The following is a 22145-nucleotide window of genomic DNA, read 5'->3' as shown; positions in this document are numbered from 1 at the left end:
GATGTTCCGACAACTGACCCGGCAGATCCCGGGTGGCGCCGAGCTCCTTTTCCGGCTGCACCCCATTGACCTGACCTCCCTGCTGGAGCAGGCCTGGACCTTCCAGCGCAACGACCTCAGCCAGCCGGTCGGCCACCCCGACCACCGCAGCGACATCCCCGGCCTGCCGGAGCGGCTGCAGCAGCTCTTCGAAGGCTTCGACCGCAACCGGCGCGTCTTCTCCAGCACTTCTCCGGACGACTGCCGCCCCGGCTATGTCCGCTGGGAGCACCTCAGCTACGCGTACATGCTTGAGAGCACCCGGCTCTTGGAGATCTTCCGCCGCGTCGTCGCCCTCTACCGCGAGGGCGAGGAGCTGGGGGTGCCCTCGAACGGTGCAGAGCACTGGTTGCGCAACACCGAGGAGCTCTTCTTCCGGGAGTCGGCCCCCTTCTTCATCACGGCCCTCCCGAGCTTGGTCCGCCCGAACGGCGACTCCATCCGGCGCAACGCCTACTACCGCATGTTCGGCATGGACCTCACCCACCCCGCGGCGGAGCCGTATCCGAAGCCGGCCGCCGCCAACACCCAATTCGTCTCCATCTTCGAGGAGTTCCTGCGCGAGACCTGGATCGGCATCATCAATGTCCGCAACACCATCGGGCCCAACCCCACCGACCACGCGAAGATCGCGGACCTGGCGGAGCGGCTGTCCGACATGCTCACCACGCGGAGGCTCGCCTCGAACCTCTCCCGGGAGGAGTTCTGGGCGATCTCGACGATGGCGTGGTTCCATCTGACCCTCGACTTCAACTCGCCGATCGTGAGCTCGCTCCGCGCCGAGGCGACCAGCCCCGAGCAGCGGCTGTTCCGCATCGCTGAGCGGGTGCGGATACCCGCGCATGCGATGTCCAAGAGCTTCTTCGACATAGCCGACGCGATCTCGCGGCTGCTGATCAACATCGAGACCAAGGCGTTCGACGACGCGGCGAACGTCCCGGTGCTCTTCAACGACCCGCTGATCACTCCGGATGTGCAGACGGTGATCACGCACTGGTCGATCACCACCGGGCGAGATCTGAAGGCGCCGAAGGTCGCCCCGAATCCGTAGAGGGGAGCAGGCCATGCCGTACGAGACGGGTGCCCCGTCGCCCTTCGCGGACGAGGGCGCGCTGGAGCTGCCGGAGGGCGCGGCGGGGCCGCCGGCGCCAGTCGGCGGGCCGTTCCAGGCGGAGGGGGAGTGGTTTGAGGGCGAGGCGTACGCGGGCGACGCGTACGCGGGCGAGAGCTACGCGGCGGAGCCGTACGGGGCGGAGCCGTACGCGGCCTCGTCGTACGAGGTTGATGCCGTCGAGCCCGCCGAGCAGGAGTCCGGCGAGGCCGCCGATGAGCCGGTGTCGGAGGCGGAGTGGCAAGTCGCCCAGTGGGAGGCGGAGCTGGAGGACGCCGCCGAGGAGGGCGAAGGGCCGGACGACTTCGCCGGCGAAGGCCCGGACGACCTCGCGGGCGAGGAGCCGGACGCCGCCCCGTCCGGTGAGAGTGAGGAGCCGGCGCGGCCCGCCGCCGCCCTCGGCGCCCGTATCGCGGCGAGAGCGGAGCAGGAGTGCAGCAGCTGGGGCGACGGCGCCCGGAAGGAGACCGACCCGCGGATGACGGCGGTGCTGCAGGACTACTACCGCACCGGCGTCCACCGCACCGTCGCCGCGGCCGATCTGCAGAGCGTCGCGTGGCAGGCGCACGAGCCGTGGAGCGCGGTCTTCGTCTCCTGGGTGATGGCGAAGGCCGAGGCCGCGACCTTCCCGCGCAGCAGCGCCCACCACGGCTACATCAGCGCCATCAAGCGCCGCACCGCACAGGGCGACACGACCAGCGAGTTCTGGCTGCACCGGCTGGAACGTGCCCGGCCGGAACCGGGCGACATCCTGTGCGCCGACCGGCCCTGCGGCCAGTACAAGCCGTGCAACGGCGCCACGTACGACAACGTCGACAACGGCCACGGATGGTGCACGCACGGCGACATCGTCACCGCGGTCGACCTGGACCGGCGGACGGTCCGGGTGGTCGGAGGCAATGTCAGCCAGTCGGTGAAGGCACGTACGTACCGGCTGGACGCGCAGGGCTTCGTACTGCCGAAGCAGGGCAGATGTGGGCACTTCGCCCTGATCAAGGTCCGGGCACCCGGCGGCGCCGCGCCCGGCGGGGCCGGTGCCTCCGGACTCGGCACGGTCTTCCGGCTCTTCGGGCTGCTTCCCCCGGACGCCCTGGCCAAGGCGATGCGGCTGAACCGCTCGTACGGGGAACGGCTCGGCTGGCGCGGCAGGATCGACGCCGTCGCGCGGCTGCTCGGCGACCCGCAACTGGCCGCGGACGAAGTGCGCTTCGCGCATGCGGTCGCCCAGTGGCAGGGGCAGCACGGGATGGCGAAGGACGGCATCGTCGGCCCGGATACGTGGGCGGCGCTGCGGCGGCTGCTCGACGCCGGGCGGCCGGCGGCGCCTGCTACGGGACCCACTCCGGCCCCTGCCGCGACCCCGGCCACCGCGCCGCCCGCGACCGCGCCCGGCGTGCCGCCGCTGGGCGGGGACAGGCAGCCCAGCAAGGCCTACCGGATCGTGTATCGCGGCAAGGGCGCCGCACGTACGGCCCGCGGGCTGGCCCGGTACTCCGCGGACCGCCCGCTCGCCGCAACACTCAACGACCTGCGCAGACGCGGCGTCGTCACCATGTCCGAGGACATCCTCGACACCTTCGTACGCGTGTCGCAGGTGGAGACCGGCGGGGCCGTGCAAGCCCTCAACACCTGGGACAGCGCGGTGGTCAGCATCGGCTTCCTGCAGCTCACCCTGCAGCACGGGAAGGTCCAGAAGTGGATCGACGCGGGGCCCGAGGCGTTCCGCCGCTTCGGGATCGAGGTCGACCGGGGCCGCACGTACCGGTGGGGCAAGAGCACGCAGCAGGCGATCGTCGGAGCCGCCACCAGGGATGAGCTGCGCTGGGACGGCTGGGCCGAGCGCTTCTACCTGGCCGGGCTCGACGAGGCGGTGATCGTCGCCGAATGCACGGTCTCCGTTCGGTGGCTGGAGGCCCATCTGGCGGGCATGAACGCGAGGTTCACCAGGGAGCGCATGGGATGGGCCGTGAACGCCTTCCGGGCGCACTACGACCGGTCGCCCTATGTGCGGGGGATGTTCCAGTCCGCGTACAACAATCTCCCGGCGGTGGCCCAGCGAGCAGTGATCAACGCGATGCACGCGGACCACAAGGCCGGCGGCCTGTCCACGGACCGCTTCGTCCCGGTCCTCGCGGATGCGATCAAGGCGGCGTTTGCGTCGTGGAAGACGCCGCTGCCGGAGCGCGGGGTCCACGTCGTGGAGAAGACGCGGAAGGGGTTGCACGACTGACTGACTCCTAGAGCCTGGTTCCTGACTTCACGGCGATCGAGCCACGTGTGAGGGTGGCCGCCATACAGCAGCTTGGTCACCACCTCCGATCCTTCAGATGCACGCTCGGGCTTGCCCCGACGAGCTTCGCGGCATGCGTGGAGACAGGAGACCCGGCTCTGGAGCACGCCTTGGCGGATCAGGCGACACTCTGTGGCATCTCGCGGCGCCAGGTGACGGTCTATCGGCATCTATTCGTCGCGAAGAGGTTGGGAAGGTGCTCGGACTGCAGGGCGAAGACAGTCGGCGCCTCGTCGAGGCCCTGAGTCAGGCATTTCCTGGCGAGTGGGTGCCCTTGGCTTTCCACGGTCGTGTCCAGATCAGGATGGCTGCGAGGTGGAGTGCACCCTCGTAGGCGATGGCAAGCTTGTCCGTTCGCATGGCCAGGCCGCGCCACTGCTCAGTCTCGTCGAGTTTCTTCAGCGTTGCAGCTCCAGTGTGAGGACGGCCTTGGCGATTGACGTCATGCGGTTGGGACTGCATCAGGACCTGCGGAAGGTCCGCCAGGAATGGAGCTCGCAGCGCCGGTCGCCCTCACGGGTGACGATCAGCATGGTGACCTACTCAACGAGTGCGTGCGGCACGTCGATTGCGGCAGGATGGACGACCAACGAGGCCCCCGGGCAACGTAATTGAGACGTCAGACATCTCGATCAACAGCCCGGGAGCCTCGCGTCCTGCTGGACCGTCCGGCTACTCCTTGTCGGACTTCTCGGCGGTCACGATTCCGTAGGCCCAGTCCTCGTCCGTGTCCGCTTCGAGTGTGAGAGGCAGATAACCCTTGACGCCGCGGAAACGGATCTCCACGCGCACGTACGTCTTCGGGTCGACGGCGAAGTCGGCGACCATCGGCTTCCGCGCCGCCTCACCCCATCTCGCCACCCACTTCTCCGCGCTCTCCTCGGCATCCTTGCCGTCGGACGACAGCTTCGCCAGGCCCTCCGCGTCGTGCCGCTGGATGCGGACGAGTGCCTTCTCCACGAGGGCCAGGGATTCTGAGGACGGCTGCCCGGTCACGGACAGGTCGAGGTCGGCCCTGCCGTCCTTGACGTGCGGCGGCGTGTGGTCGGTCGTGCACGCCGCGAGCAGCAGCAGAGCCGCTGTCACCGCGGCGGCCAGGAGCCCGCGCCCCCCTGTGCGTCCGTGTGTCAACTGCGTCTCCCGGGCCTGATGATGCTCACTGCCGTGATCTTCTTCGGCTTGAGCCACTGGTTGAGCGTGGTGTGGTTCTTGCTGCCGTGCTGGGTGATGGAGATGTTTCCGCGGCTGCCGCCGGTGACGACACCAGCATGGTTCCACTGCCGGTCCTTCTTGTAGTACGCGAAGATCACGTCACCCGGACGGACGTCGTAGCGGGAGATCTCGCGGCCACCCCGGTGGTTCTTGAGGTGCTGGCGCAGATTGGCGGCGCCGGCCCAGGTGTAGCTGTCGACCCGCTTCCAGCCGATGTTGTTGCGGAACCAGCGTGAGGGGTTCCTTCGGCCGCCCTTGCGCTGCTTCATCTTGCCGCCGTGGTGCAGGGCCTTGGACACGAAGTTCGTACAGTCCTGCTTGTACTCCCAGCTGATGCCGACGTGGCGCTTGGCCCAGCTCGATGTGCCGCTGCCCTTGGGGGCGGCGGTGCGCAGCATCGGTGAACCGGCCGGCGGGCCGGCCTCTTCGGGCAGCATGCCGTCGGAGTCCAGTTCGATCGGCGGGGGCTCCTGCTCGCCCTCGGCGACCTCCTCGATGCTGTCCTCGGCGGGCGGCGCCACGGTCGCCAGCTTCGCGGCGTCGGCGGTCGTGGGCAGTGTCACCTCGACGCCCGCGTCGTCGGCCTCCATGCGCAGGGTGCCGCGGGTGAAGACGAAGCGGCCGGCGAGCCGGCCCTCCTCGTGCTCCTCGGTGCCGTCCTTGCCGGTGAGGACGCTCTGTTCGGTGAGCAGGCCGCGCACGACGACGGAGCCGTCGGGCCCGGGGCCGGTGAGCGGGTCGTCGAGCTTGCTGGTGACCGACGAGTAGTGCCGGCCGTGCCGGGAGTACCCCTCGCGCCTGTCGTTGAGCTCGGCTTCCTGGTCGGAGAGGAGGTCACGGAACATCGCACCGTGCTCGGACGCCGCGGCCGCCTTCTCGGCCGTGGTGTAGGTGCCCTTGAGGATTCCGGCCCGGGCGGTGGCGTAGTCGCGTACCGCCTGGGCGTACTTCACCTGATCGGCCACGGTCACCGGCCGCACGGCGGGGGAGTGGGCGGCGGTGGAGGTGCCGAAGTCGGTGGTGGCGGTGACCTCCACGGTGTGGTCGGCACCGTTGGCGAGGCCCGGGACGATGAGCCTGGTGTCCTCTGTGGTGGTGCGGGCGACTTCGCTGTCACCCTTGCGGACGGTGACGGTGTACTTCAGTGCCTCGGTCGCCGCGCCGGGGTCGGCAGGGGCGTTCCAGGTGGCCAGCAGGCCGTTGTCGCCCGGTACGGCTCTGACACTGGTGGGTGCGCCGGGCGCGGCGGCGGCGATGTAGTCGATCACCAGCCTGGGGCGCTTGGCCGGGTCCTCGGCGCGCGAGGAGTGGTAGACCACGCCAGGGGCGGCGTTCTTCTCGTCGCCGAGCTGCAGGCTCAGCCCGTGGTTGTCCTCCGTGGCCAGCCAGCCGTCCACCAGGGAGGCGATGTTGAGGTCGCCGATCGTGGCCGACAGTTCGTCGTCGGCCTCGAACGCCTCGTCACTCGCGGCGGCGGCCAGCGCCGCACCGTCCTGCTCAGGTGTCCACGGCTCGGCAAGGTCGCGCGCCGTCGCGGCGGGCTCGGCGCAGTGGTCGGGGGCATCGGCATCGGCCGGGCAGTCGGCGCGGTGCAGCTTCAGCCGCGCGTCGGTGATCCGGGCACCGGCGGGCACGGCCGAGAGGTCCGCCTTGAACCAGGTGCGCCAGGCCGTGGAGTCCGGGGTGCCCACCCGCAGGAGGCCGTCCTGGACGGCGGCGCAGGCCGCCCCGTCGCAGTCCTTGGCGCCGACGGGAGCGGTGGCGTCGCTGAGCGCGGTGCCGGAAATCTCCACGGTACGGGTCGCCGGGTCCGGATGGGCCTTCGGGGGCCTGGCGGTGAAGGTCTGCTTCCCGCTCCACGGCGAACAGGCCGCGTCACCGCAGGCGCGCATCGCCCACCGGTAGGTGGCACCGGCCGTGAGCGTGTCCTCGGGGACCACCGTGGCGATCCGGCTGCCGCTGTCGGCGTCGGCCGGCACCAGCGGTACGTCGGACATCGCCGTACCCTCGGCGTCGAACAGGGCGAACTCGCCGTGCATCCGCTCCTGGGCGGCAGAGGTCACTACGCCGGAGAGCATGGGCGTGGCCGTGTCCGTCGCGCCTTCCTGCAGCGCTGTCGGCACGTCGGGGACCGGCACAGCGGAGGGCTTGGCGCCGACACCGAACTGGTACGCGGCTGTGCCGGAGAGCAGCCCCGCCGAGTCGACGGTGCGCACGTGCAGCGTGTGCCAGCCCTTGGTGACCTTGACCTTCACCGTCTGCGGCCTGCCGCCCGTACCGGAGGAGTCGTCGACGGACCGGGGCGTCCGCGCGTCGTCCAGGCCCCACAAGAAGCCGCGGCCGTCCGACGACGTGGTGGTGAAGGTGCAGTCGACCTCGCCGGCCGGCTCGTCCGTCCACTGTTCGGCCGGGAACTTCTCACAGCTCACCGCCGGAGTGGCGGGCTTGCTGATGTTGACGCGGAAGGGCACGTAGCCGCTCCAGGCGCCGTAGGCGGAGCCGTCGTGCGCGCGCGAGCGCACGCGGTAGCCGAAGGAGCCGAGTTTCTTGTCCGCCGGGATCGTGAGCTTCGCGATGCCGCCCGAGGCGACACCGGTGCTCGTGCCGCTCCAGCTGTAGCTGCCGGCGTCGTGGAACGCCGGATCGGCACTGACCTCGAACTGCGCTTTGACCGTGCCGCCGTCAGGGTCGGTGACCTTGGCGGACAGGGTCGGCGTGAGGGAGGTGGCGTAGGTGCGTTTGTTGAAGGAGTTGTACGCCGAAGGCGTCAGGGCCACCCCACTCGGCGCGCCCGGCACGTTGTTGTACGTGACCGAGAGGACCGGCACATGGTCGGCCGCGTTGCGCGAGGCGAACCGCTTCCAGGCGTAGGAGTCCTTCTCGTCGGCGGCGCGCAGGCCCAGCGTGTTCTCTTCGTGGGGGTTGGCGGCCCACGCCTGCATCAGCGTCTTGACGTCGGCGCTCACCCATCCCTCGGCACAGCCGCTGCCGCCCTTGGTCTGGGTAGAGGTCGCCCATTTGCGGTTCCAGGTGGGCTGCGCGTTCCAGCGGCTCGCAGGGCCGGCGGAGGTGGTGTCCCACACCTCCCAGGCACGTTCCTGGCACGACCAGGAATGGTGGTTCCACAGCTTCAGCGTGGCCGTCTTGATCTCCCGGCCCTTCACCGGCTTGTTGCCGAACCTCAGGAAGGACCGGGCCACCTGGCCCGAGCCGTTGTTGCCGAGCTTGAGCTCCTTGGAGGTCGACTGGTCGGTGCCGTAGCCCTGCTGCACGAACGTGGTGAACGTGGTCAGCAGGTTCACCGCAGGGTCGACGGTCACCGGGAACTTCGTCGCCGGGTCGGCGAGGAAGGCGGCGTTCGGGGTGAGCGTCAGGTCGACGCGGTCACCTTCCTGGGCGACGGTCATGGCGACCGGCGCGCGGTGCGGGTGTTCGCCGGAGCGTTCGTCGTACCGTGCGTCCCACATGACCGGGGCCGGCAGCGTCCCCGTGGTCTTCCCGTCCGCGTCGGTGAACGACACCCCGCCGTCGGGCGCCGCCTTGGCGCTCAGCCCCTTGGCGGTGAGTGTCATCCGCAGCGTGCCCGCCTCGTCCACGGCCTTGGGGGAGTTGAGGACGACGAACTGCTCGAAGCCGGTTCTGGTGGCGTCCACCACGAGATCCGCGTGCGGCAGGGCGTCACGATAGGTGGCCCTGGTGCCTTCGACGCGCGGCGCGGGCAGCGCCCCCCGCCAGCCGAGTTCGACCCGCTGCCCCCGCGGCGTGGTCAACGAGACCAAGGGTGCGGTGGCCGGGACGGGTGTGGCGGCGCGCAAGCGGCGGGTGGCCGCCGTGTCCGCGCGACGGGGCGAGGCCCCGGCGAGCGTGAGCCCGAGCGGATGCGCCTTGGCCCCGACGCGGCCGTCGGGCAACGTGGCCAGGTCGATGTCGACACCGGTCCAGGACCCGTCATCGGCGCGGAAGCGCACCGGGCCCGCGGCCTGGTCCTCGGTCAGCGTTCCGTCGGGGTTGGCCCATACGGTCCTGGTCTCGCTGCGTTCCCCGACGACCTCGACGCGCTTGTCCGCGAGGCGGGCCCGAAGGACCGCGGCGGTGGCGTCGTTCCCGGCCGCCGGCTCGGCCACGGTCCCCTGGGGTGCGGCGGCCGCTCCGTCGGCGACGGTCGAGACGGCGGCGGCAGCCGGCGCGGCGGCCTCCATGACCAGCATTCCGGCCAGTACGAGACACGTGCCCAACGCCCGTCCAGGTCTGTGCTTGCGACTCTTCGTCACAAGTTCCCCTCCCAGTAAAGAAAAGATCAAGAAGGGGAAAACTAACCTGGGATTTCTGCGAATAAGGAGGGCGTAAGGACTGAAACGGACAGGGCGAAAGTCCCGAAACGGGCAGCCGGGCCGTGCCGTGCGTCACGGTAACGGTGAATACACAGGCGCTTGAAGCACATACGCAGGCGCTTGAACTGGTGCAGCCAAGCGAAGGTGCGGGGTATCGCGTCCAGCAACGGCATCAGCCGGGTGATGTCGTGGCGGTTGCCGCCGGTCAGCAGGACGGCTACCGGGATGCCGTGCTGGTCGACGATCAGGTGATGCTTGCTGCCGGGTCGGGCCCGGTCGGCCGGCGAAGCTCCGGGTGACCCCCCGTTGGGAGCCCGGCCGTGCGAGCCATCGACTGCAGCGTCGTCCATGTCCAGCAAGTCCGCCGCCCGCACTCCTTTCCAACTCGCTGATGGTCAGGTCGGACCACAGCCGACGAGCCACTGGTCTGCCCGCTACCCGAGCGCGTGCCCGCGAGGCAGTCGCCCAGCGGATCCCGAGTCGCCGAAAGACCGTCAACGTGTCTTGTGGACCGCTTCAGTGGGCTGCGACCATCCCGACATGGGCTCGCGAGTAGTCGGAATACCCGACGTGGACGGCACCGAACAGGTGGCTGTTGTCATCGATGTGATGCGGGCGTTCACCACCGCCGCATGGGCCTTCCACCGCGGAGCAGACAAGATCGTTCTCGCTGCCGACGAGGGCGAGGCACTGGCGATCAAGGCGTGTCACCCGGGCTGGCTCGCGCTCAAGGACGGGGCACCGGTCAGTGGGTTCGACCTGGTCAACTCCCCTGGCCTGATCCAGGAGGCCGACTTGACCGGACGCACCGTGATTCAAAAGACCACAGCGGGAACGGTTGGGGCCCTGGCGGTCGTCGAGGCTGAATTGGCGCTGTGCGCCAGTTTCGCCGTGGCCGGCGCCACGGCCCGGGCCCTGACGGATGCCGGCGCCGACTCGGTGACGTTCGTGGTCACCGGCGAGGGCGGCCGTGCCGCCGAGGATCTGGCCTGCGCCGAGTACCTGGATCAGCTCCTGTCCGGGACTCGTATCGACCCCGGCCCCTATCTGCACCGTGCCCGCACCTCCCCAGCCGCGGACGACCTCCGCAGCGGGCGACGCCGCGGTGCTCACCCCACCGATGTGGAGTTGTGTTTGGAGGTCGACCGGTTCGACTTCGCCCTGAAGGTCGGGCTCGACGAAGGGATGGCAGTGCTACGGCCGCTCCGGACCCGACCAGATGCGGTGTCCGCTGTACGCCGCGCACGGTAGTCAATGAGCCGTTACCGCCTCACGCTGACACGAGGTGGAACGTGAGGACGGCCTTGACGATGTCGGTGATCCGGGTGATCCGGGTGATCCGGGTGGTGAGGCAGCGCAGCTTGCGCAGCAAGCGTCAGTCCGGTGGCCCGTGGCCAACAATCGAACGGTCATCGCGAGCCGGGGCGGGCGGAGTTACCGCCGTGCGCTCTGTCAGCCAGACTTGTGGACGGGTGTCGGTCCCGCGGCGGGCTGGGGTGCGCTGGTGGGGTTGGTGGGGGCCGGCGCGCTACTGCCGGTGTAGGAGGGGAGGTCGGCCACCAGCTTGGTGAGGGCCGGGTCGTCGGCGTAGCGTCGCGCATGTAAGTCGGCGATCTTCTGGGCGATGTCGGGGTCGTCGCTGTCGGTGGTGTCGTAGGAGACGAAGGACTCCAGCAGCGGCAGACCGATCCGGTCGGTGTGGGCGTGTGAGGGCGCCATCAGATACTCCCAGTAGCCGTCGAGGTCCTCAAGGACGAAGACGGCGCCGTACTCGAACTCGCCGCCCACGTCTCTGCCGACGACGTACCGTGCGACCGCGTCGATCGACTCGCCCTGGTTGCGCAGGCTGGCGAGGGCCTCCTCGCGCTGTTGGGCGGTGACGGTCGTCTTGAACGTGAAGCGGTTGTGGTGGTAGATCATTTCTCTCCCTTGGTGGTCTTCGGGCGGCCTTCGGGGTTCGCGGTCGCGGAGGACCAGTAGCCGAGCAGTGCTGTCACTGCCTGGTCGGCCAGGCGCAGGGCGCGGTCGAAGCCGATGTCCTCGATCGACCCGATGCCGGCGAGGCCGTGCAGCGTGGCCCACAGCAGGTCGCAGGCGTCCTCGACGGCAACAGGCTCGTCTGCGGTCTCGGCCGCCCACGCGCCGATGAGCTGCCTGGTGAAGGTGATCACGTCGTCGGCGGCGGCGCGGCGGGTGGAGGCGTCGACGGCCGTGCCCGGTGCGCCCGACATGAGCTGGTACAGGCCGGGCCGTGACCGGGCGAACTCCAGGTACGCGACCGCCGCCAGGTGCGGGCCCTGTGAGGCCGGTGCACCGGCTACCGCGGCCCGCATCCGCTGCGCCAACTCACCGTTGGCCTGCTCCAGAAGCGTGTGCAGGACGGCCTCTTTGCTCGGAAAGTGCTGGTAGATCACCGGCGCGCTGTAGCCGATCTCGGCGGCGATCCGCCGGATGGTCACCGCCCGCCAGCCCTCGGCCTCAGCCATCCGGCCCGCTGTTTCCAGGATCTCGGCGAACGTCCGCTGACGTACCTCTTCCCGCTTCCCCACCATGAACCCCTAACGGCGTTATAAAATCTAACGGCGTTAGTGTTCTGCGCGTTCCCGAACCTGTCAAGCCCGCATGGGCAGAGACGTCAGCGGGACCTGAAGTACAGGTCGAGGTCGTTGAGTTGGTGGTGCGATAGGCGCGGTTGGCCCGGGATGAGTAGGTCGGGTCACCCCGCACCCGGAGCGGACGGACGCGAGGACGACCCGCGCCGAGTCGGGGCACGCGAATGGCTCGTGGAGTCGACGTCGACGTTCACTTCCCGAGTAATGAACCCGGCGGTTGCGATAAGGGCTAAAGCGAGGGCCCGTAGTGGTGGCCGAGTGTCCGTCCCGACCGTGCCCAACTCGGAGGCCTGGTGGTGGAGGAGCCAGGCCGTGGTGATACAGGCGATGCGGCGGTGCCGGACGGTGAGGATGCCACCGACGCGAAGAGTGGCGATGCCGCCTTCGCCTCAGACAGGCGTGGAGTCGGTGTCGGCCCTCCCGAAGGGGAGCGGGGTGGCGGCGAAGACGGAATCCGGGTCGAACGCAGACTTCACGGCCAGCAGGCGCTGGGCGTTCGCCCCGTAGGAGTTCGCGACCTGGTCGGGAGTCTCCGGCCCCAGGAAATTCACGTAGCCGCCCGGCAATGAGAACGGTTCGAGCGCCGAGTAAAGCTCTTCCAGCCAGCGCAGGCCTCGCCGCTCTGGGGTTCTCCCTCTCCCAGATCGCGGAGATGCGTGACGGCCCGGGTTCCGACCCGGACCCGCGTGATCTGCGGGCTCTCGTCGACCAGGAGTTGGCCGCCACCATCGAACGTCTGCAGCACGCCCGCGCCGAGGTCGGCGTCCTCATGGGCAGAACGGCCACGGCCGATCTTCCCCTCCGCGTCGCCTCCGTGGACGAGACAGCTGAGCTCCCTGACCCGGACCACTCTTTCGTCACTGTCCTCGGTACGGTCCTCGGCCCCAGGGGGATGGACGCCTACGCGGACTTGCTCCATGAGGAGCCGCAGCCGGTGGCCCGCGAATTCGACGAGCTTCCCGCCCCGGTGATTCCCGGCCGCCCGCGTCGTCACTTCGCTGGCCTGTGCACGCGGTTCCTGATACATACGGTGCGTGCCGAGCGGACACATGGACGTGACCGCGCGCCCCCGAGAGCCGGAGGTCCGTCATAGGCAAGCGTTTCACGCGACAGCACCTCGGCCCAGTGGCCCTGATCGCCCTGATCGCCACCGCCCTGCTCGGTGCGGGCCTGGCTCCGGCCGCATCGGGGACAGTGGAGAGTGGGCGCCCCGGCACCGCTTCCGGCGCCGTCACGGGGGCCACTTCCGGCAGCAGGTCCGCAACCGACCCCACCGCCGACGGCATACCTCGCCTCACTGACGCCCGCGGACGCACACTCACCCTGCGCGGCTGGAACGTCGAGGACAAGATCCACCACGGTCCGGACGCCCTCAGCGCGATCACCGAGCGGCACTTCGCCGACTTGCGGGCCCACGGCTTCAACTTCGCCCGCCTGCTGGTCTTCTGGGACGACCTGGAGCCGCGGCGCGGGCACTACAGCGAGTCGTACCTGCGCAAGATCCGGCGCATCCTCGACTGGGCGCACGAGCACGGCGTCCACGTCGTCATCGACGCCCACCAGGATGTGTTCGGGCCCGCGTTCGGCCACCGTGGGATCCCGGCGTGGGCGACACGGACCGACGGGCTGCCGTTCACCCCGCACCCCGACGACTGGTTCGCCGAGTACTTCGAACCCGCCGTCCAGCGCGCCTTCACCCATCTCTACGAGGACGCGGACCTACGGCGCGCGCAGGCTCGCATGTGGCGCCTGCTGGCGGACCGCTTCGGCGGGCACCACGCGGTGTTCGGCTACGACCTGATCAACGAGCCGATGGGGGAACTGCGCGCGGGCGAGGACCTGGCGACTGCCGCACGCCGCATCGAAGCGACGCAGCTCACCCCGATGTACCGCCGCCTGGCCGCCGCCATCAGCACCCGGGACCGCTCGAACCACCTGTTCATCGAGCCGACCCCGATCGTCGGCGAAGGCGTGCCCACCGGCCTGGGCCGCATCCCCGACGAACGCGTCGTCTACGCCCCGCACTTCTACAACACCGCGATGGAGGCGGGCGCCGATTACGACCCGGCGGCCGGCTGGATCACGGCGTACGAGAACGCCGTCACCGCATACCCGCGCGAGCACTCGGTTCCCGTCGTGGTGGGAGAGTGGGGCCCGCTGAACAGCGGCCTGCCGAACATGCGCCGCTTCCACGACGACGCGCTCGCCTCCTTCACCCGCTACTCCTCGGGCTGGGCCGCCTACGTCTGGTGCTACGGCGGCGGCTACTGCGCCCTCGACCGCGACGGCCGCTTCCGTACGAACAAGGAGCGCACTGTCACGCCGTACGCCCCGGCGGTCGCGGGCACCGTGCGCGCCGACACCCACGACCCGGCCCGCGCGACGTACCGCCTCACCTACCGGGCGACTCGCCGTCCCGGCACCACCGTGCTGTCCCTGCCGCCGAACACCACCGGCTGGCGGATCGAGGTGTCGGGCCGCACGGCACACCCCAGCGCCCGAAGTGTGCCGCCCGGGCAGGCACGACAGGTGCGCGTGTGGGCGTCCGACGGAACCGAGGTGCAGGTGACGGTGCGGCCGGGCTCCGGCCGCCGGGGCTGAGACGCTGCCCTGTTGGCAGACCATTCGGTGATCTATGGGGCACTGTTACATGATCTGCGGTTATCCGTTATGGCGGGTCAACTAGGTTGATTGCGTACTCGCCGCACAGCATGGATGGCGAGAGTGAACAGGACAGCTCCCGGCGTGGGCGCCGCCCGGCCGGCGGAGCTGTGCCGTGCGTGCGAAAGATCCATGACCGTGAAGGGGAACCACGTTATGCGTACCACCACCCACCGCCGCAGCGCCCTGCGTACCGCCGCCGTTTCGGTCCTCGTCGGTACGGCGCTCCTGGCCCCGGCCGCGGCCGCGCTGGCGAACACGCCCACCGCTGAGCAGCGCACTGCTGTACAGCGTGTCGTCGCCGCCAAGCCCGTGAAGATCGATATCGGTGCCGGCGTCACCGTCACCGTGAAGGACGGCAAGCCGTACTACAACGGCAAGGTCCTCAAGCCGGGCCAGACGGTCAACGACGGCATTTACCTGCACCTGAGCGCCGACGGCAAGCGCCTGTACAGCAAGACGCAGGGCGGTGGCACGCCGTACGCCGTCTGGGACGTCGCGACCGGCAAGAGCCTCGGTACCCAGAAGAACAGCCCGACCGCCGCGGTGAAGCCCGCGCTGACAGCCAAGCCTTCGGCGGCCTCCGTGAAGGCATGGCAGGAGCTGCGCGTCAGTGGCAAGGCCACCGGCATCACGGGGGGCACCAAGGTCGGCCTGCAGCAGAAGCAGCGCGGCACGTGGAAGACGCTGCCCGCCTCCACGACCGTCGACAAGTCCGGCGCATACAGCCTGCGCGTCAAGCTCGGCCTGAAGGGCAAGAACGAGCTGCGCATGAAGAGCGGCTCCACCCTGTCGCCCGTCTTCACGGTGACGGTCCGCTGACACCGCGGGAGGCGGCCACGAGAGCGGCCCGCCTGCTCCGTGACGCGGACCAGGACAGCGATGGTGTTCTTCCCCGTCGAGCGGCTGCGCTCGGCCGGTGGACGGTCGACTTCGTTATTCCGCCCATCGACGGTGGTGAAGTTCAGTTTGGAGAAGATCCAGAGGCGGGCTCCCTTGGACCAGATGCGCACGTAGCCGTCGACCTGGACGACCACGCCGACACTGCGACGGCGCAGCAGTCGCTGGGGACGCGCTAGGAGGGCCACCCGCCACAGCGCATGGCCGTCCGCTGCCGGTGTCATGGTGGCCAGGGCAGTCGTCAGCTGCCCCAAGGAGGCCTTCGGAGAGCGGGAGTTGGCGCGGGCAGCTCCACGACACGGCCCAGGCCATGTCGGGCATAGCCGGGGTCTTCGCTGATGGCCACACGGACGACGTTACCGGCGATCACCTCCGCGGAGGTGATCGCACGGATGGGCCGCGTCCACGTCCTGCGCCCGCGCGCGGTACGCGCAGCCCGGCCGTCCTCGCGCCCCCGGGGCGGAAGGGCACCGGGGGCGCGTCGTGCCATACGTGCGTCAGGCCTTGCGGGTTACCGGCTTACGGTGCGGTGCCCCACAGGAGTTGGCCGCCGGAGTAGACGCCGATCTTTGGTGCGTCGGTGTATGCGCTGGCGGTGCCGTGGCTGTAGTCGTCGGTCTCGTTGAGGTTCGACCAGTCGGCTCGGTGCAGCCGTAGTTGGATGTCGCCGGTCGAGGCGCCTGCGGCGAGGGTGCCGCCGGTGACGTTGACCTTCAGGTAACGGTTGGCCCCGGTGGTCGTGCCGTTCGTCGACACCGAGTGGGTGAGGTTCGAGCAGCCGATCTGCGCCCAGTCGCACCAGGTGGTGTACGAGGAGGCCGAGTCGTCGAACCAGTAGCGGATCTCGACGTCCTTCAGACTCTGCGTACTGCTGCCGGTGTTGACCAACTGCAGGTTCATCCCGACGGCGTTGTCCGTGACGCTCGTATTGCTCGTCTTGTACTGCACCTTCAGGTGGCCGGTGCCCGGCCCACCCCCCGAAGTCGTCGTGCCGGTGACCTGCGCGGACTGGGCCGAGGCGTTCCCGGCGGCGTCCCGCGCCCGCACCTTGTACTGGTAGGTGGTGGAGGCGGTCAGAGAGCTGTCGGTGTACGTCGTGCCGCCGGTGGAGCCGACGAGGGTCCCGTTGCGGTACACGTCGTACGACGCGACGCCCACGTTGTCCGTCGAGGCGGTCCAGGACAGTGACACCGACGACGAGGTGGCGCCCGTCGTCTTCAGCCCCGCCGGGACGCTCGGCGCCTCGGTGTCGGGGCCCGGGTCGCCGCCGCCGTTCAGCGGCGGGTAGGCGTTGGTCAGCAGCATCTGGAACTGTGCGGAGAACCAGCGGCCGGCCAGCGGGGCGTTGGGCATGGCACCGGTGGGATTGTTGCCGTTGCGTGCGTTGCCCTCATAGGTCGGGTCGCACATCCGGTCGAAGCCCTTGCCCTCGTCGTTGTCGATGGGCTGGCTGTTGCCGTCCGACTCGCCCGGGGGCTTGGCCCACACGTACGCGTCGATGCCCGGCTCGGGCGCGGTCCGCGGGCGTTCGCCGACTCCGGCTCCCTGCTGGTTGCACCAGTTGCCGGTGTGGATGCGGCGGTCCACCCTGCCTCCGTCGACGTAGGAGTCGACGGAGGTCTGCGGGCCGGGCCCGGTGGGTCGTGCGGTGCCGCCCCAGCCGTTGCGGGCGGTGTCGATGAGCATGCCGAGGCCGGGGTTGAAGCCGCCGCGGCTGACCAGGCGGTCGCGCAGCGCCTGGGCGAAGGACAGCTCGTCGACGTAGTAGTTCCAGTCGACCCACTTGGCCTGGCGCACGGTGGTGCCGTTCACCGAGTCGGTGACCTTGAAGTTCGGCTCCTTCAGCGCACCGTAGTTGGCGGTGTTGACGATGAAGCCTGCGACGTCGTCGACCGTCGCGCCCTCGGAGGTGGCGGCCTTCTTGAACTCGTCCACCGCCGGGTCGAAGTTGGTGTCCCAGCCGAGCCAGCCGTGGTGTCCCGCGTCGATGTAGTTGTAGACGTTGGGTATGTCGCCGAGCTTGTTCAGCGCGTAGCCGACGCCCTTCTGGTACGACCCCAGCTCCTTCACGTGCCGGCAGGCCTCCGTGGAGCCGGCCGAGCTGCCCGCGTTGGTGACCATGTTGGGCAGCGAGTCCGGCTCGATCAGCGCGGAGATCCGCAGTGCCGCGTACTTCGGGTCGGCGAGGATCTCCGCGATCGGGTCGATGTACTCCGACTTGTACCGGCCGAGCTCCTCCGCCTTCAGCTCGCCGTTGGAGGCGAGCGCGGCGCAGTCGCGGCCCGGCAGGTCGTAGATGACGACCTGGAAGAGCGTGGCGCCCTGCGTCAGCGCGGTGTCGAGGTGGGCGCGCAGGCCACGGCCGTTGGAGGTGCCGGTGATCGCGGCGATCCGGTCCATCCATACGAAGCTGGGCTGGTCGGCGATGACGGAGCCGCCGGGCTCGGCCTTCGCCTTGGCGGACCAGTCGGGGTTGACGTACGGCTTGGCGCCCACGTACGGGTTGTCGACGCGGGCCGCCGCGGCCGCCGAGGCCGGTGCGGTGGGCAGCGCGACGCTGAGCGTGGCGCCCATGGCGAGCGCCGGCAGCAGCGCCGCGAGCCTCCTGAAGCGGCTCTTGCGTCTGAGGTGCATGGTGGTGTTCATCGTTGCTTGGTGTTCCTCTCGGATAAGGGTGTCCGGGTGGTGATCAGGGCGCGGTGCCCCACAGGAGTTGGCCGCCGGAGTAGACGCCGATCTTTGGTGCGTCCGTGTACGCGCTGGCGGTGCCGTGGCTGTAGTCGTCGGTCTCGTTGAGGTTCGACCAGTCGGCTCGGTGCAGCCGTAGTTGGATGTCGCCGGTGGAGGCGCCCGCGGTGAGTGTGCCGCCGGTGACGTTGACTTTCAGGTAGCGGTTGGCTCCGGTGGTGGTGCCGTTCGTCGACACCGAGTGGGTGAGGTTCGAGCAGCCGATCTGCGCCCAGTCGCACCAGGTGGTGTAGGAGGAGGCCGAGTCGTCGAACCAGTAGCGGATCTCGACGTCCTTCAGACTCTGCGTACTGCTGCCGGTGTTGACCAACTGCAGGTTCATCCCGATGGCGTTGTCCGTGACGCTCGTATCGCTCGTCTTGTACTGCACCTTCAGATTGCCGGTGCCGGTCCCGCCGCCGGGCTCAGTGGTGACGCTCACCGGACCGGTGGGCGGCGAGACATTCCCGGCCGCGTCCCGGGCGCGCACGGTGTAGCTGTACGCGGTGGACGCCGTCAGTCCGGTATCGGTGTACGTCGTGCCGCCGGTGGAGCCGACGCGTGTGCCGCCGCGGTAGACGTCGTACGACGTGACGCCGATGTCATCCGTGGCGGGATCCCAGGCCAGCGAGGCGGACGACGAACTCGTCCCGGTGGACCGCAGGTTGCGGGGCGCGGTCGGCGGCGTGGTGTCCCCGCCGCCCGAGCCCTTGCGGGCGTCGAACGAGAAGGAGTTCACGCCAAGACCCTGGCCGCCCTGCCAAATCTCGAAGCCGGCCTCGGCGTCGATCAGGTAGTGCGCGGGGTTGATCTGGCCGCGCGCGGTGGCGTCGTCGACGAGGCGCTTCACGTCGAGGTCGGCCACCGCGGTGGCGCCGCCCTGCAACACGTACGAGATGACCTTCCACCCGGACGCGCCGGGACCGGTCCACACGTCCCACGTCCGGCCGTCCGCGGTGATCGTCGCCGTACGGGAGCCGATGGGCTGGACGCCGCCGCGGTGGTTGATCCAGATCATCAACTCGGTGCCGTCCGGCTGGTCGTCGGTGGTGGGCGTGGAGTTGAACCACAGGTCGTACGCGGCGTTCCAGGCACCGGAGGAGACCTGCGTGGTGTCGAACGTCGACCGGGCGCTGCCCAGCTCGCTCACCCGGATCGGCAGGCCGCTGTTCGTCGTGCACGCGCCCCAGTGGCAGCCCTTGTAGCTGGACGGGTAGGTGGCGGGCGGCCCCGCCGTGGTGAGCGAGAAGTTCGCCTCGGTCAGCTTCCAGGCGCCGGTCGCGGTGTCCACGCTGACGCACTGGCGGGCCGAGGAGTTCCACTCGTTCTGCTGGTACGTGTACGCGCCGTCCTGCAGTTCCGTGGTGCCCCACTGGGTGCAGTCGGTGACCGGCGCGGCCGCCGCCGGGCTCGCGCCGGTGAACAGCGCGAGCCCGGCGAGCAGGATGCCCGCGGCGGTGGCGGCGAGGGCGCCGCGCAGGTGTCGGTCCGTCACGGCGCCGTCCCCCAGACGAGCTCGCCGCCGACATACGCGGAGATCTTGGAGGCGTCGGCGAACGACGTGTTGGTGCCGCGGCTGTAGTCGTCGGCCTCGTTGAAGTTCGACCAGTTGCTCTTGTGCACGCGCAGCTGTATCTCGCCGGAGTCGCCGCCCGCGGCGACGCTGCCCGCGCCGGCGCTGAAACCGACCTCCAGGTAGTGGTCCGCGCCGGTCTTCGGGCTGCTCATGGCGACCACCCGATGGGTGATGTTGGCGGCGCCGAGCATCGCCCAGTCGCACCAGGTGCTGTACGTGGACGGGCCGCCGTCGCCGGTGAAGTAGTAGCGGACGGTCACCGTGGAGAGGCTGAGCGCGCCGCCGCCGGTGTTGCCGACCTTCAGGGACATACGGATGGCGTTGTCGGTGGCGTTGGAATCGGTGCTCTTGTACTGGACCTTGGCCCCGCCCGTACCACCGCCGGCCTTGGTGGTGCCGGTGACCTCGGCGGACAGTGCGGAGGCGTTGCCCGCGGCGTCGCGGGCGGCGACCCGGTAGCGGTATGCGGTGGAGGCGGAGAGCCCGGTGTCGGTGTAGGTGGTCGCGGTCGGGGTGCCGACCGGGGTGCCGTCGCGGTAGACGTCATACGCCGCGACGCCGGTGTCGTCGGTGGACGCCGTCCAGCTCAGCGACACGCTGGTGCCGGTCGTCGCCGTCACCGTCAGGCCGGTCGGGACGGTCGGCGCGGTGGTGTCACCGCCGCCGGGCCCGCCCTCGTCGCCGAGGAGCTCGGCGTACGAGGCGAAGGAGAGCGCCAGCGCCGCCTGCGCCCAGAAGCGGTGGTACGTGAAGACCGGCGGGGCGCCGCCGTCGAGGTACGTCTGCACCTTCGACCAGCCCGGCTCCTGCTTGAGCCACGGCCGCATCCCGATGAAGGTCGTGCCGGAGCCCAGCTTCACGCCCTGCGGGGAGGTGCCGGACCAGCCCGCCGGGAAGTACACCGGGTCGTCGAAGCGGTCGTAGTCGCGGCGGGTCTCGGGGACGGCAATGCCCTTGGCGTCGGCGTGCTCGGCCATGGCGTCGAGCAGGGACTTGGCGAGTCCGGCGGCGTCGACGTTCCCGGACTTCGCCGCGTAATAGATCAGCGTCATGGACAGCGCCGCGCCCACGCCGACGTCGTCGCCGTAGTCGACGACCGACACGTGCAGGCCGGTGTTGGCGCCGGGGTTCGTGGCGCTCCAGGTGTCGGGTGCGCCGGTCCAGCGCAGGGTGGCGGGGAAGCGGTAGCTGCCGTCGGCGCCTACGGTGGTCTCCTCGGAGGCCCAGGCCACCCACTTGTCGAGAACTGCCTTGGCGGTCGCGTTGTTGGTGACGTAGTAGTACTGGGCGACGCGCTCCATGCACCAGACCTGGAAGCCGAACCAGTTGTTGCTCGGCGGGTCGTGGTAGACGGGCTGCCAGTCGTACGCCATGCCGTAGAAGGTCGGTGTGCCGGCCGGCGGGGTGCCGTACTGGCCGTCCCAGCTGTTGGAACAGCCGCCGGCGAGCCCGCCCTCGGAGGACTGCAGCCAGCGCAGGAACTCCAGCTGCCGGGTGAGCGACTTCTGCCAATCTCCCTTCGCTGTCGGCGACTTGGGGGTGAGGGCGGGGATGGTGGACAGCGCCCAGGCGGCGAGGGGGTTCTGGTAGCCCTGGTGGGCGATGCCGTCGCCGATGCGCCAGGCCCAGCCGCCGCCGGTGCCCGCGGAGCCGCCCCAGGCGTAGTACCAGGACAGCAGGTAGTGCTGGGCATCGCGACCGGAGGCGGGTTGGCAGCCGGTCGGGCTGGTGCAGTCGCCGATTTTCTTGAAGTACTTGTCGAACATCGAGTAGCGCAGGTAGTCGCCCATCTTCGCGGCCTTGGCCACGGAGGCGGAGACCTGGCTCGCCTTGCCCTGCGCCGTCGCCCACGTCAGCGCCCAGTAGGCGGCCTGCACGGCGCGCGCGTCGGCGTCGGGGGCGTTGGTGTACTTCCACTGCTTCGCGTACGAGGAGTCCTTGACGAAGAGGTCGAGGTAGCCGTTGGGGCCGCCGTACTTGAAGAGGTCGGTGCTGGGCTGCGGGATGGTCTCCCAGACGGACTCCTGCGCGCCGCGCTGGTAGCTGTTGATGAACGACGCCATCTTGCCGGGGCCGAGCTCGTCGCCGGTGCCGGGCTTGTTGCCGAAGCCGTAGACGTTGTCGAGGTCCATCAGCCAGTGCATGCCGTAGACGTCCATCGTCCCGTACGCGGAGGCGAGTTCGGCGGCGATGGGGTCGGAACCGACGGCGACGGAGGAGTTCAGCTCGGACGGGTAACTGGTGACCTGCGGGTGCTCGGGCGCGTAGGTGGCGGGCTTGGAGGGGGTGTACGAGTCGTTGGTGGGCTGGTCGATGTGCGGCGGGATGATCGAGGCCTCGGCGACTTCCCAGGACTTGTTGAACGGGGCCCAGTCGCCGGTGACCCGGCCGTACGCCGCCTCCAGCCAGATCCAGAAGCTGAACGCCTCGGAGGTCGTCTGGTGGCCGTGGTCGGGAGCCTCGACGATCAGGGTCTCGGCACAGTGGTAGGGGATGCCGTCCGGGCTGAAGTAGCCGCTGTCCGGGCTCTTGATCTTGTTGTATTGGGTGAGGAAGGCCTCCGTGTAGGGGCCGTCGGCGGCGCCGGCCGCCTGTGCGGCGGACTTGGTCGGGGCGTCGGCAGCCCGGGCGAACGCCTGCCCGGCGCCGAGGGCGACGAGCGCGCCGCCGGTCACGCCGACGAAGG

General features: G+C 69.8%; 14 protein-coding genes and 4 pseudogenes. 5 read left to right on the top strand and 13 right to left on the bottom strand.

Annotation, left to right across the window (positions count from 1 at the left end; all coding sequences use genetic code 11):
- The first annotated feature begins 1 nt into the window (after position 1).
- Positions 2 to 1090 carry a hypothetical protein gene (locus AB0H82_RS07110; RefSeq protein WP_362989705.1) on the top strand — a complete coding sequence of 363 codons (1089 nt, stop codon included), beginning with the start codon at positions 2 to 4 and terminating at the stop codon, positions 1088 to 1090.
- 13 nt (positions 1091 to 1103) lie between these two features.
- On the top strand, positions 1104 to 3380 hold the full coding sequence (locus AB0H82_RS07105; protein WP_362989704.1) for a DUF2272 domain-containing protein: 2277 nt from the start codon (positions 1104 to 1106) through the stop codon (positions 3378 to 3380).
- A gap of 306 nt (positions 3381 to 3686) precedes the next feature.
- Here AB0H82_RS07105 and AB0H82_RS07100 read toward each other — a convergent pair.
- The 5 genes and pseudogenes from AB0H82_RS07100 to AB0H82_RS07080 all read right to left on the bottom strand — a co-directional run.
- A pseudogene (locus AB0H82_RS07100) lies at positions 3687 to 3845 on the bottom strand (IS5/IS1182 family transposase); the annotation flags it as partial.
- A gap of 86 nt (positions 3846 to 3931) precedes the next feature.
- Positions 3932 to 4030, bottom strand: a pseudogene (locus AB0H82_RS07095) (IS5/IS1182 family transposase); the annotation flags it as partial.
- An 82-nt stretch (positions 4031 to 4112) separates the two neighbouring features.
- On the bottom strand, positions 4113 to 4571 hold the full coding sequence (locus tag AB0H82_RS07090; protein WP_362989702.1) for a hypothetical protein: 459 nt from the start codon (positions 4569 to 4571) through the stop codon (positions 4113 to 4115).
- The gene (locus AB0H82_RS07085) at positions 4568 to 8860 is read right to left on the bottom strand and encodes a DNRLRE domain-containing protein (protein ID WP_362989701.1); all 4293 of its coding nucleotides are present in this window, start codon (positions 8858 to 8860) and stop codon (positions 4568 to 4570) included. The genes AB0H82_RS07090 and AB0H82_RS07085 overlap by 4 nt, the downstream gene beginning before the upstream one ends.
- A 218-nt stretch (positions 8861 to 9078) precedes the next feature.
- Positions 9079 to 9357 (bottom strand): annotated as a pseudogene (locus tag AB0H82_RS07080) (transposase); the annotation flags it as partial.
- A gap of 166 nt (positions 9358 to 9523) precedes the next feature.
- Between AB0H82_RS07080 and AB0H82_RS07075 the strand changes: the two are divergent.
- Complete coding sequence (locus AB0H82_RS07075; RefSeq protein WP_362989699.1) at positions 9524 to 10234, top strand: 2-phosphosulfolactate phosphatase; 711 nt, start codon at positions 9524 to 9526, stop codon at positions 10232 to 10234.
- A 201-nt stretch (positions 10235 to 10435) separates the two neighbouring features.
- On the opposite strand, the gene AB0H82_RS07070 is transcribed toward AB0H82_RS07075, so the two are convergent.
- From AB0H82_RS07070 to AB0H82_RS07050, 5 genes and pseudogenes are all read right to left on the bottom strand, one after another.
- A complete protein-coding gene (locus tag AB0H82_RS07070) occupies positions 10436 to 10903 on the bottom strand; it encodes a Dabb family protein (protein WP_362989697.1) in 468 nt (155 codons plus the stop codon).
- Positions 10900 to 11535 (bottom strand): TetR/AcrR family transcriptional regulator, encoded by a 636-nt coding sequence (locus tag AB0H82_RS07065; RefSeq protein WP_362989695.1) that lies wholly within the window; start codon positions 11533 to 11535, stop codon positions 10900 to 10902. Before AB0H82_RS07065 ends, AB0H82_RS07070 begins: the two co-directional genes overlap by 4 nt.
- 130 nt (positions 11536 to 11665) lie before the next feature.
- Positions 11666 to 11761: pseudogene (locus tag AB0H82_RS07060) on the bottom strand (IS5/IS1182 family transposase); the annotation flags it as partial.
- A gap of 223 nt (positions 11762 to 11984) precedes the next feature.
- Positions 11985 to 12146, bottom strand: a complete 162-nt coding sequence (locus tag AB0H82_RS07055; RefSeq protein ID WP_362989693.1) for a BBE domain-containing protein — start codon at positions 12144 to 12146, stop codon at positions 11985 to 11987.
- Positions 12143 to 12622 (bottom strand): hypothetical protein, encoded by a 480-nt coding sequence (locus tag AB0H82_RS07050; protein WP_362989691.1) that lies wholly within the window; start codon positions 12620 to 12622, stop codon positions 12143 to 12145. The genes AB0H82_RS07055 and AB0H82_RS07050 overlap by 4 nt, the downstream gene beginning before the upstream one ends.
- A 107-nt stretch (positions 12623 to 12729) precedes the next feature.
- Here AB0H82_RS07050 and AB0H82_RS07045 point away from each other — a divergent pair, with 107 nt between their 5' ends.
- Both AB0H82_RS07045 and AB0H82_RS07040 read left to right on the top strand, forming a co-directional pair.
- The gene (locus AB0H82_RS07045) at positions 12730 to 14196 is read left to right on the top strand and encodes a cellulase family glycosylhydrolase (RefSeq protein ID WP_362990050.1); all 1467 of its coding nucleotides are present in this window, start codon (positions 12730 to 12732) and stop codon (positions 14194 to 14196) included.
- A 216-nt stretch (positions 14197 to 14412) separates the two neighbouring features.
- The gene (locus AB0H82_RS07040) at positions 14413 to 15078 is read left to right on the top strand and encodes a hypothetical protein (RefSeq protein ID WP_362989689.1); all 666 of its coding nucleotides are present in this window, start codon (positions 14413 to 14415) and stop codon (positions 15076 to 15078) included.
- A gap of 597 nt (positions 15079 to 15675) precedes the next feature.
- Here AB0H82_RS07040 and AB0H82_RS07035 read toward each other — a convergent pair.
- The 3 genes from AB0H82_RS07035 to AB0H82_RS07025 form a co-directional block, all read right to left on the bottom strand.
- A complete protein-coding gene (locus AB0H82_RS07035) occupies positions 15676 to 17730 on the bottom strand; it encodes a glycoside hydrolase family 6 protein (protein ID WP_362990048.1) in 2055 nt (684 codons plus the stop codon).
- Between the two features lie 115 nt (positions 17731 to 17845).
- Positions 17846 to 19378 (bottom strand): cellulose binding domain-containing protein, encoded by a 1533-nt coding sequence (locus AB0H82_RS07030; protein WP_362989688.1) that lies wholly within the window; start codon positions 19376 to 19378, stop codon positions 17846 to 17848.
- Complete coding sequence (locus AB0H82_RS07025; RefSeq protein WP_362989686.1) at positions 19375 to 22134, bottom strand: glycoside hydrolase family 48 protein; 2760 nt, start codon at positions 22132 to 22134, stop codon at positions 19375 to 19377. The genes AB0H82_RS07030 and AB0H82_RS07025 overlap by 4 nt, the downstream gene beginning before the upstream one ends.
- Positions 22135 to 22145: the final 11 nt, after the last annotated feature.

It is taken from the genome of Streptomyces sp. NPDC050732 (assembly GCF_040654255.1).
Taxonomy (GTDB): Bacteria; Actinomycetota; Actinomycetes; order Streptomycetales; family Streptomycetaceae; genus Streptomyces.
The sequence above is the reverse complement of the archived record's forward strand: the minus strand, read 5'-3'. Positions and strand labels throughout refer to the sequence as shown.

What these genes read in the sequence shown, in the direction of transcription:
- AB0H82_RS07110 (WP_362989705.1), top strand. Translation starts at nt 2, where the DNA reads ATGTTCCGACAACTGACCCGGCAGATCCCGGGTGGCGCCGAGCTCCTT.
- AB0H82_RS07105 (WP_362989704.1), top strand. Translation starts at nt 1,104, where the DNA reads ATGCCGTACGAGACGGGTGCCCCGTCGCCCTTCGCGGACGAGGGCGCG.
- AB0H82_RS07085 (WP_362989701.1), bottom strand. Translation starts at nt 8,860, where the DNA reads ATGCTGGTCATGGAGGCCGCCGCGCCGGCTGCCGCCGCCGTCTCGACC.
- AB0H82_RS07075 (WP_362989699.1), top strand. Translation starts at nt 9,524, where the DNA reads ATGGGCTCGCGAGTAGTCGGAATACCCGACGTGGACGGCACCGAACAG.
- AB0H82_RS07070 (WP_362989697.1), bottom strand. Translation starts at nt 10,903, where the DNA reads ATGATCTACCACCACAACCGCTTCACGTTCAAGACGACCGTCACCGCC.
- AB0H82_RS07065 (WP_362989695.1), bottom strand. Translation starts at nt 11,535, where the DNA reads ATGGTGGGGAAGCGGGAAGAGGTACGTCAGCGGACGTTCGCCGAGATC.
- AB0H82_RS07050 (WP_362989691.1), bottom strand. Translation starts at nt 12,622, where the DNA reads ATGTATCAGGAACCGCGTGCACAGGCCAGCGAAGTGACGACGCGGGCG.
- AB0H82_RS07040 (WP_362989689.1), top strand. Translation starts at nt 14,413, where the DNA reads ATGCGTACCACCACCCACCGCCGCAGCGCCCTGCGTACCGCCGCCGTT.
- AB0H82_RS07035 (WP_362990048.1), bottom strand. Translation starts at nt 17,730, where the DNA reads ATGGGCGCCACGCTCAGCGTCGCGCTGCCCACCGCACCGGCCTCGGCG.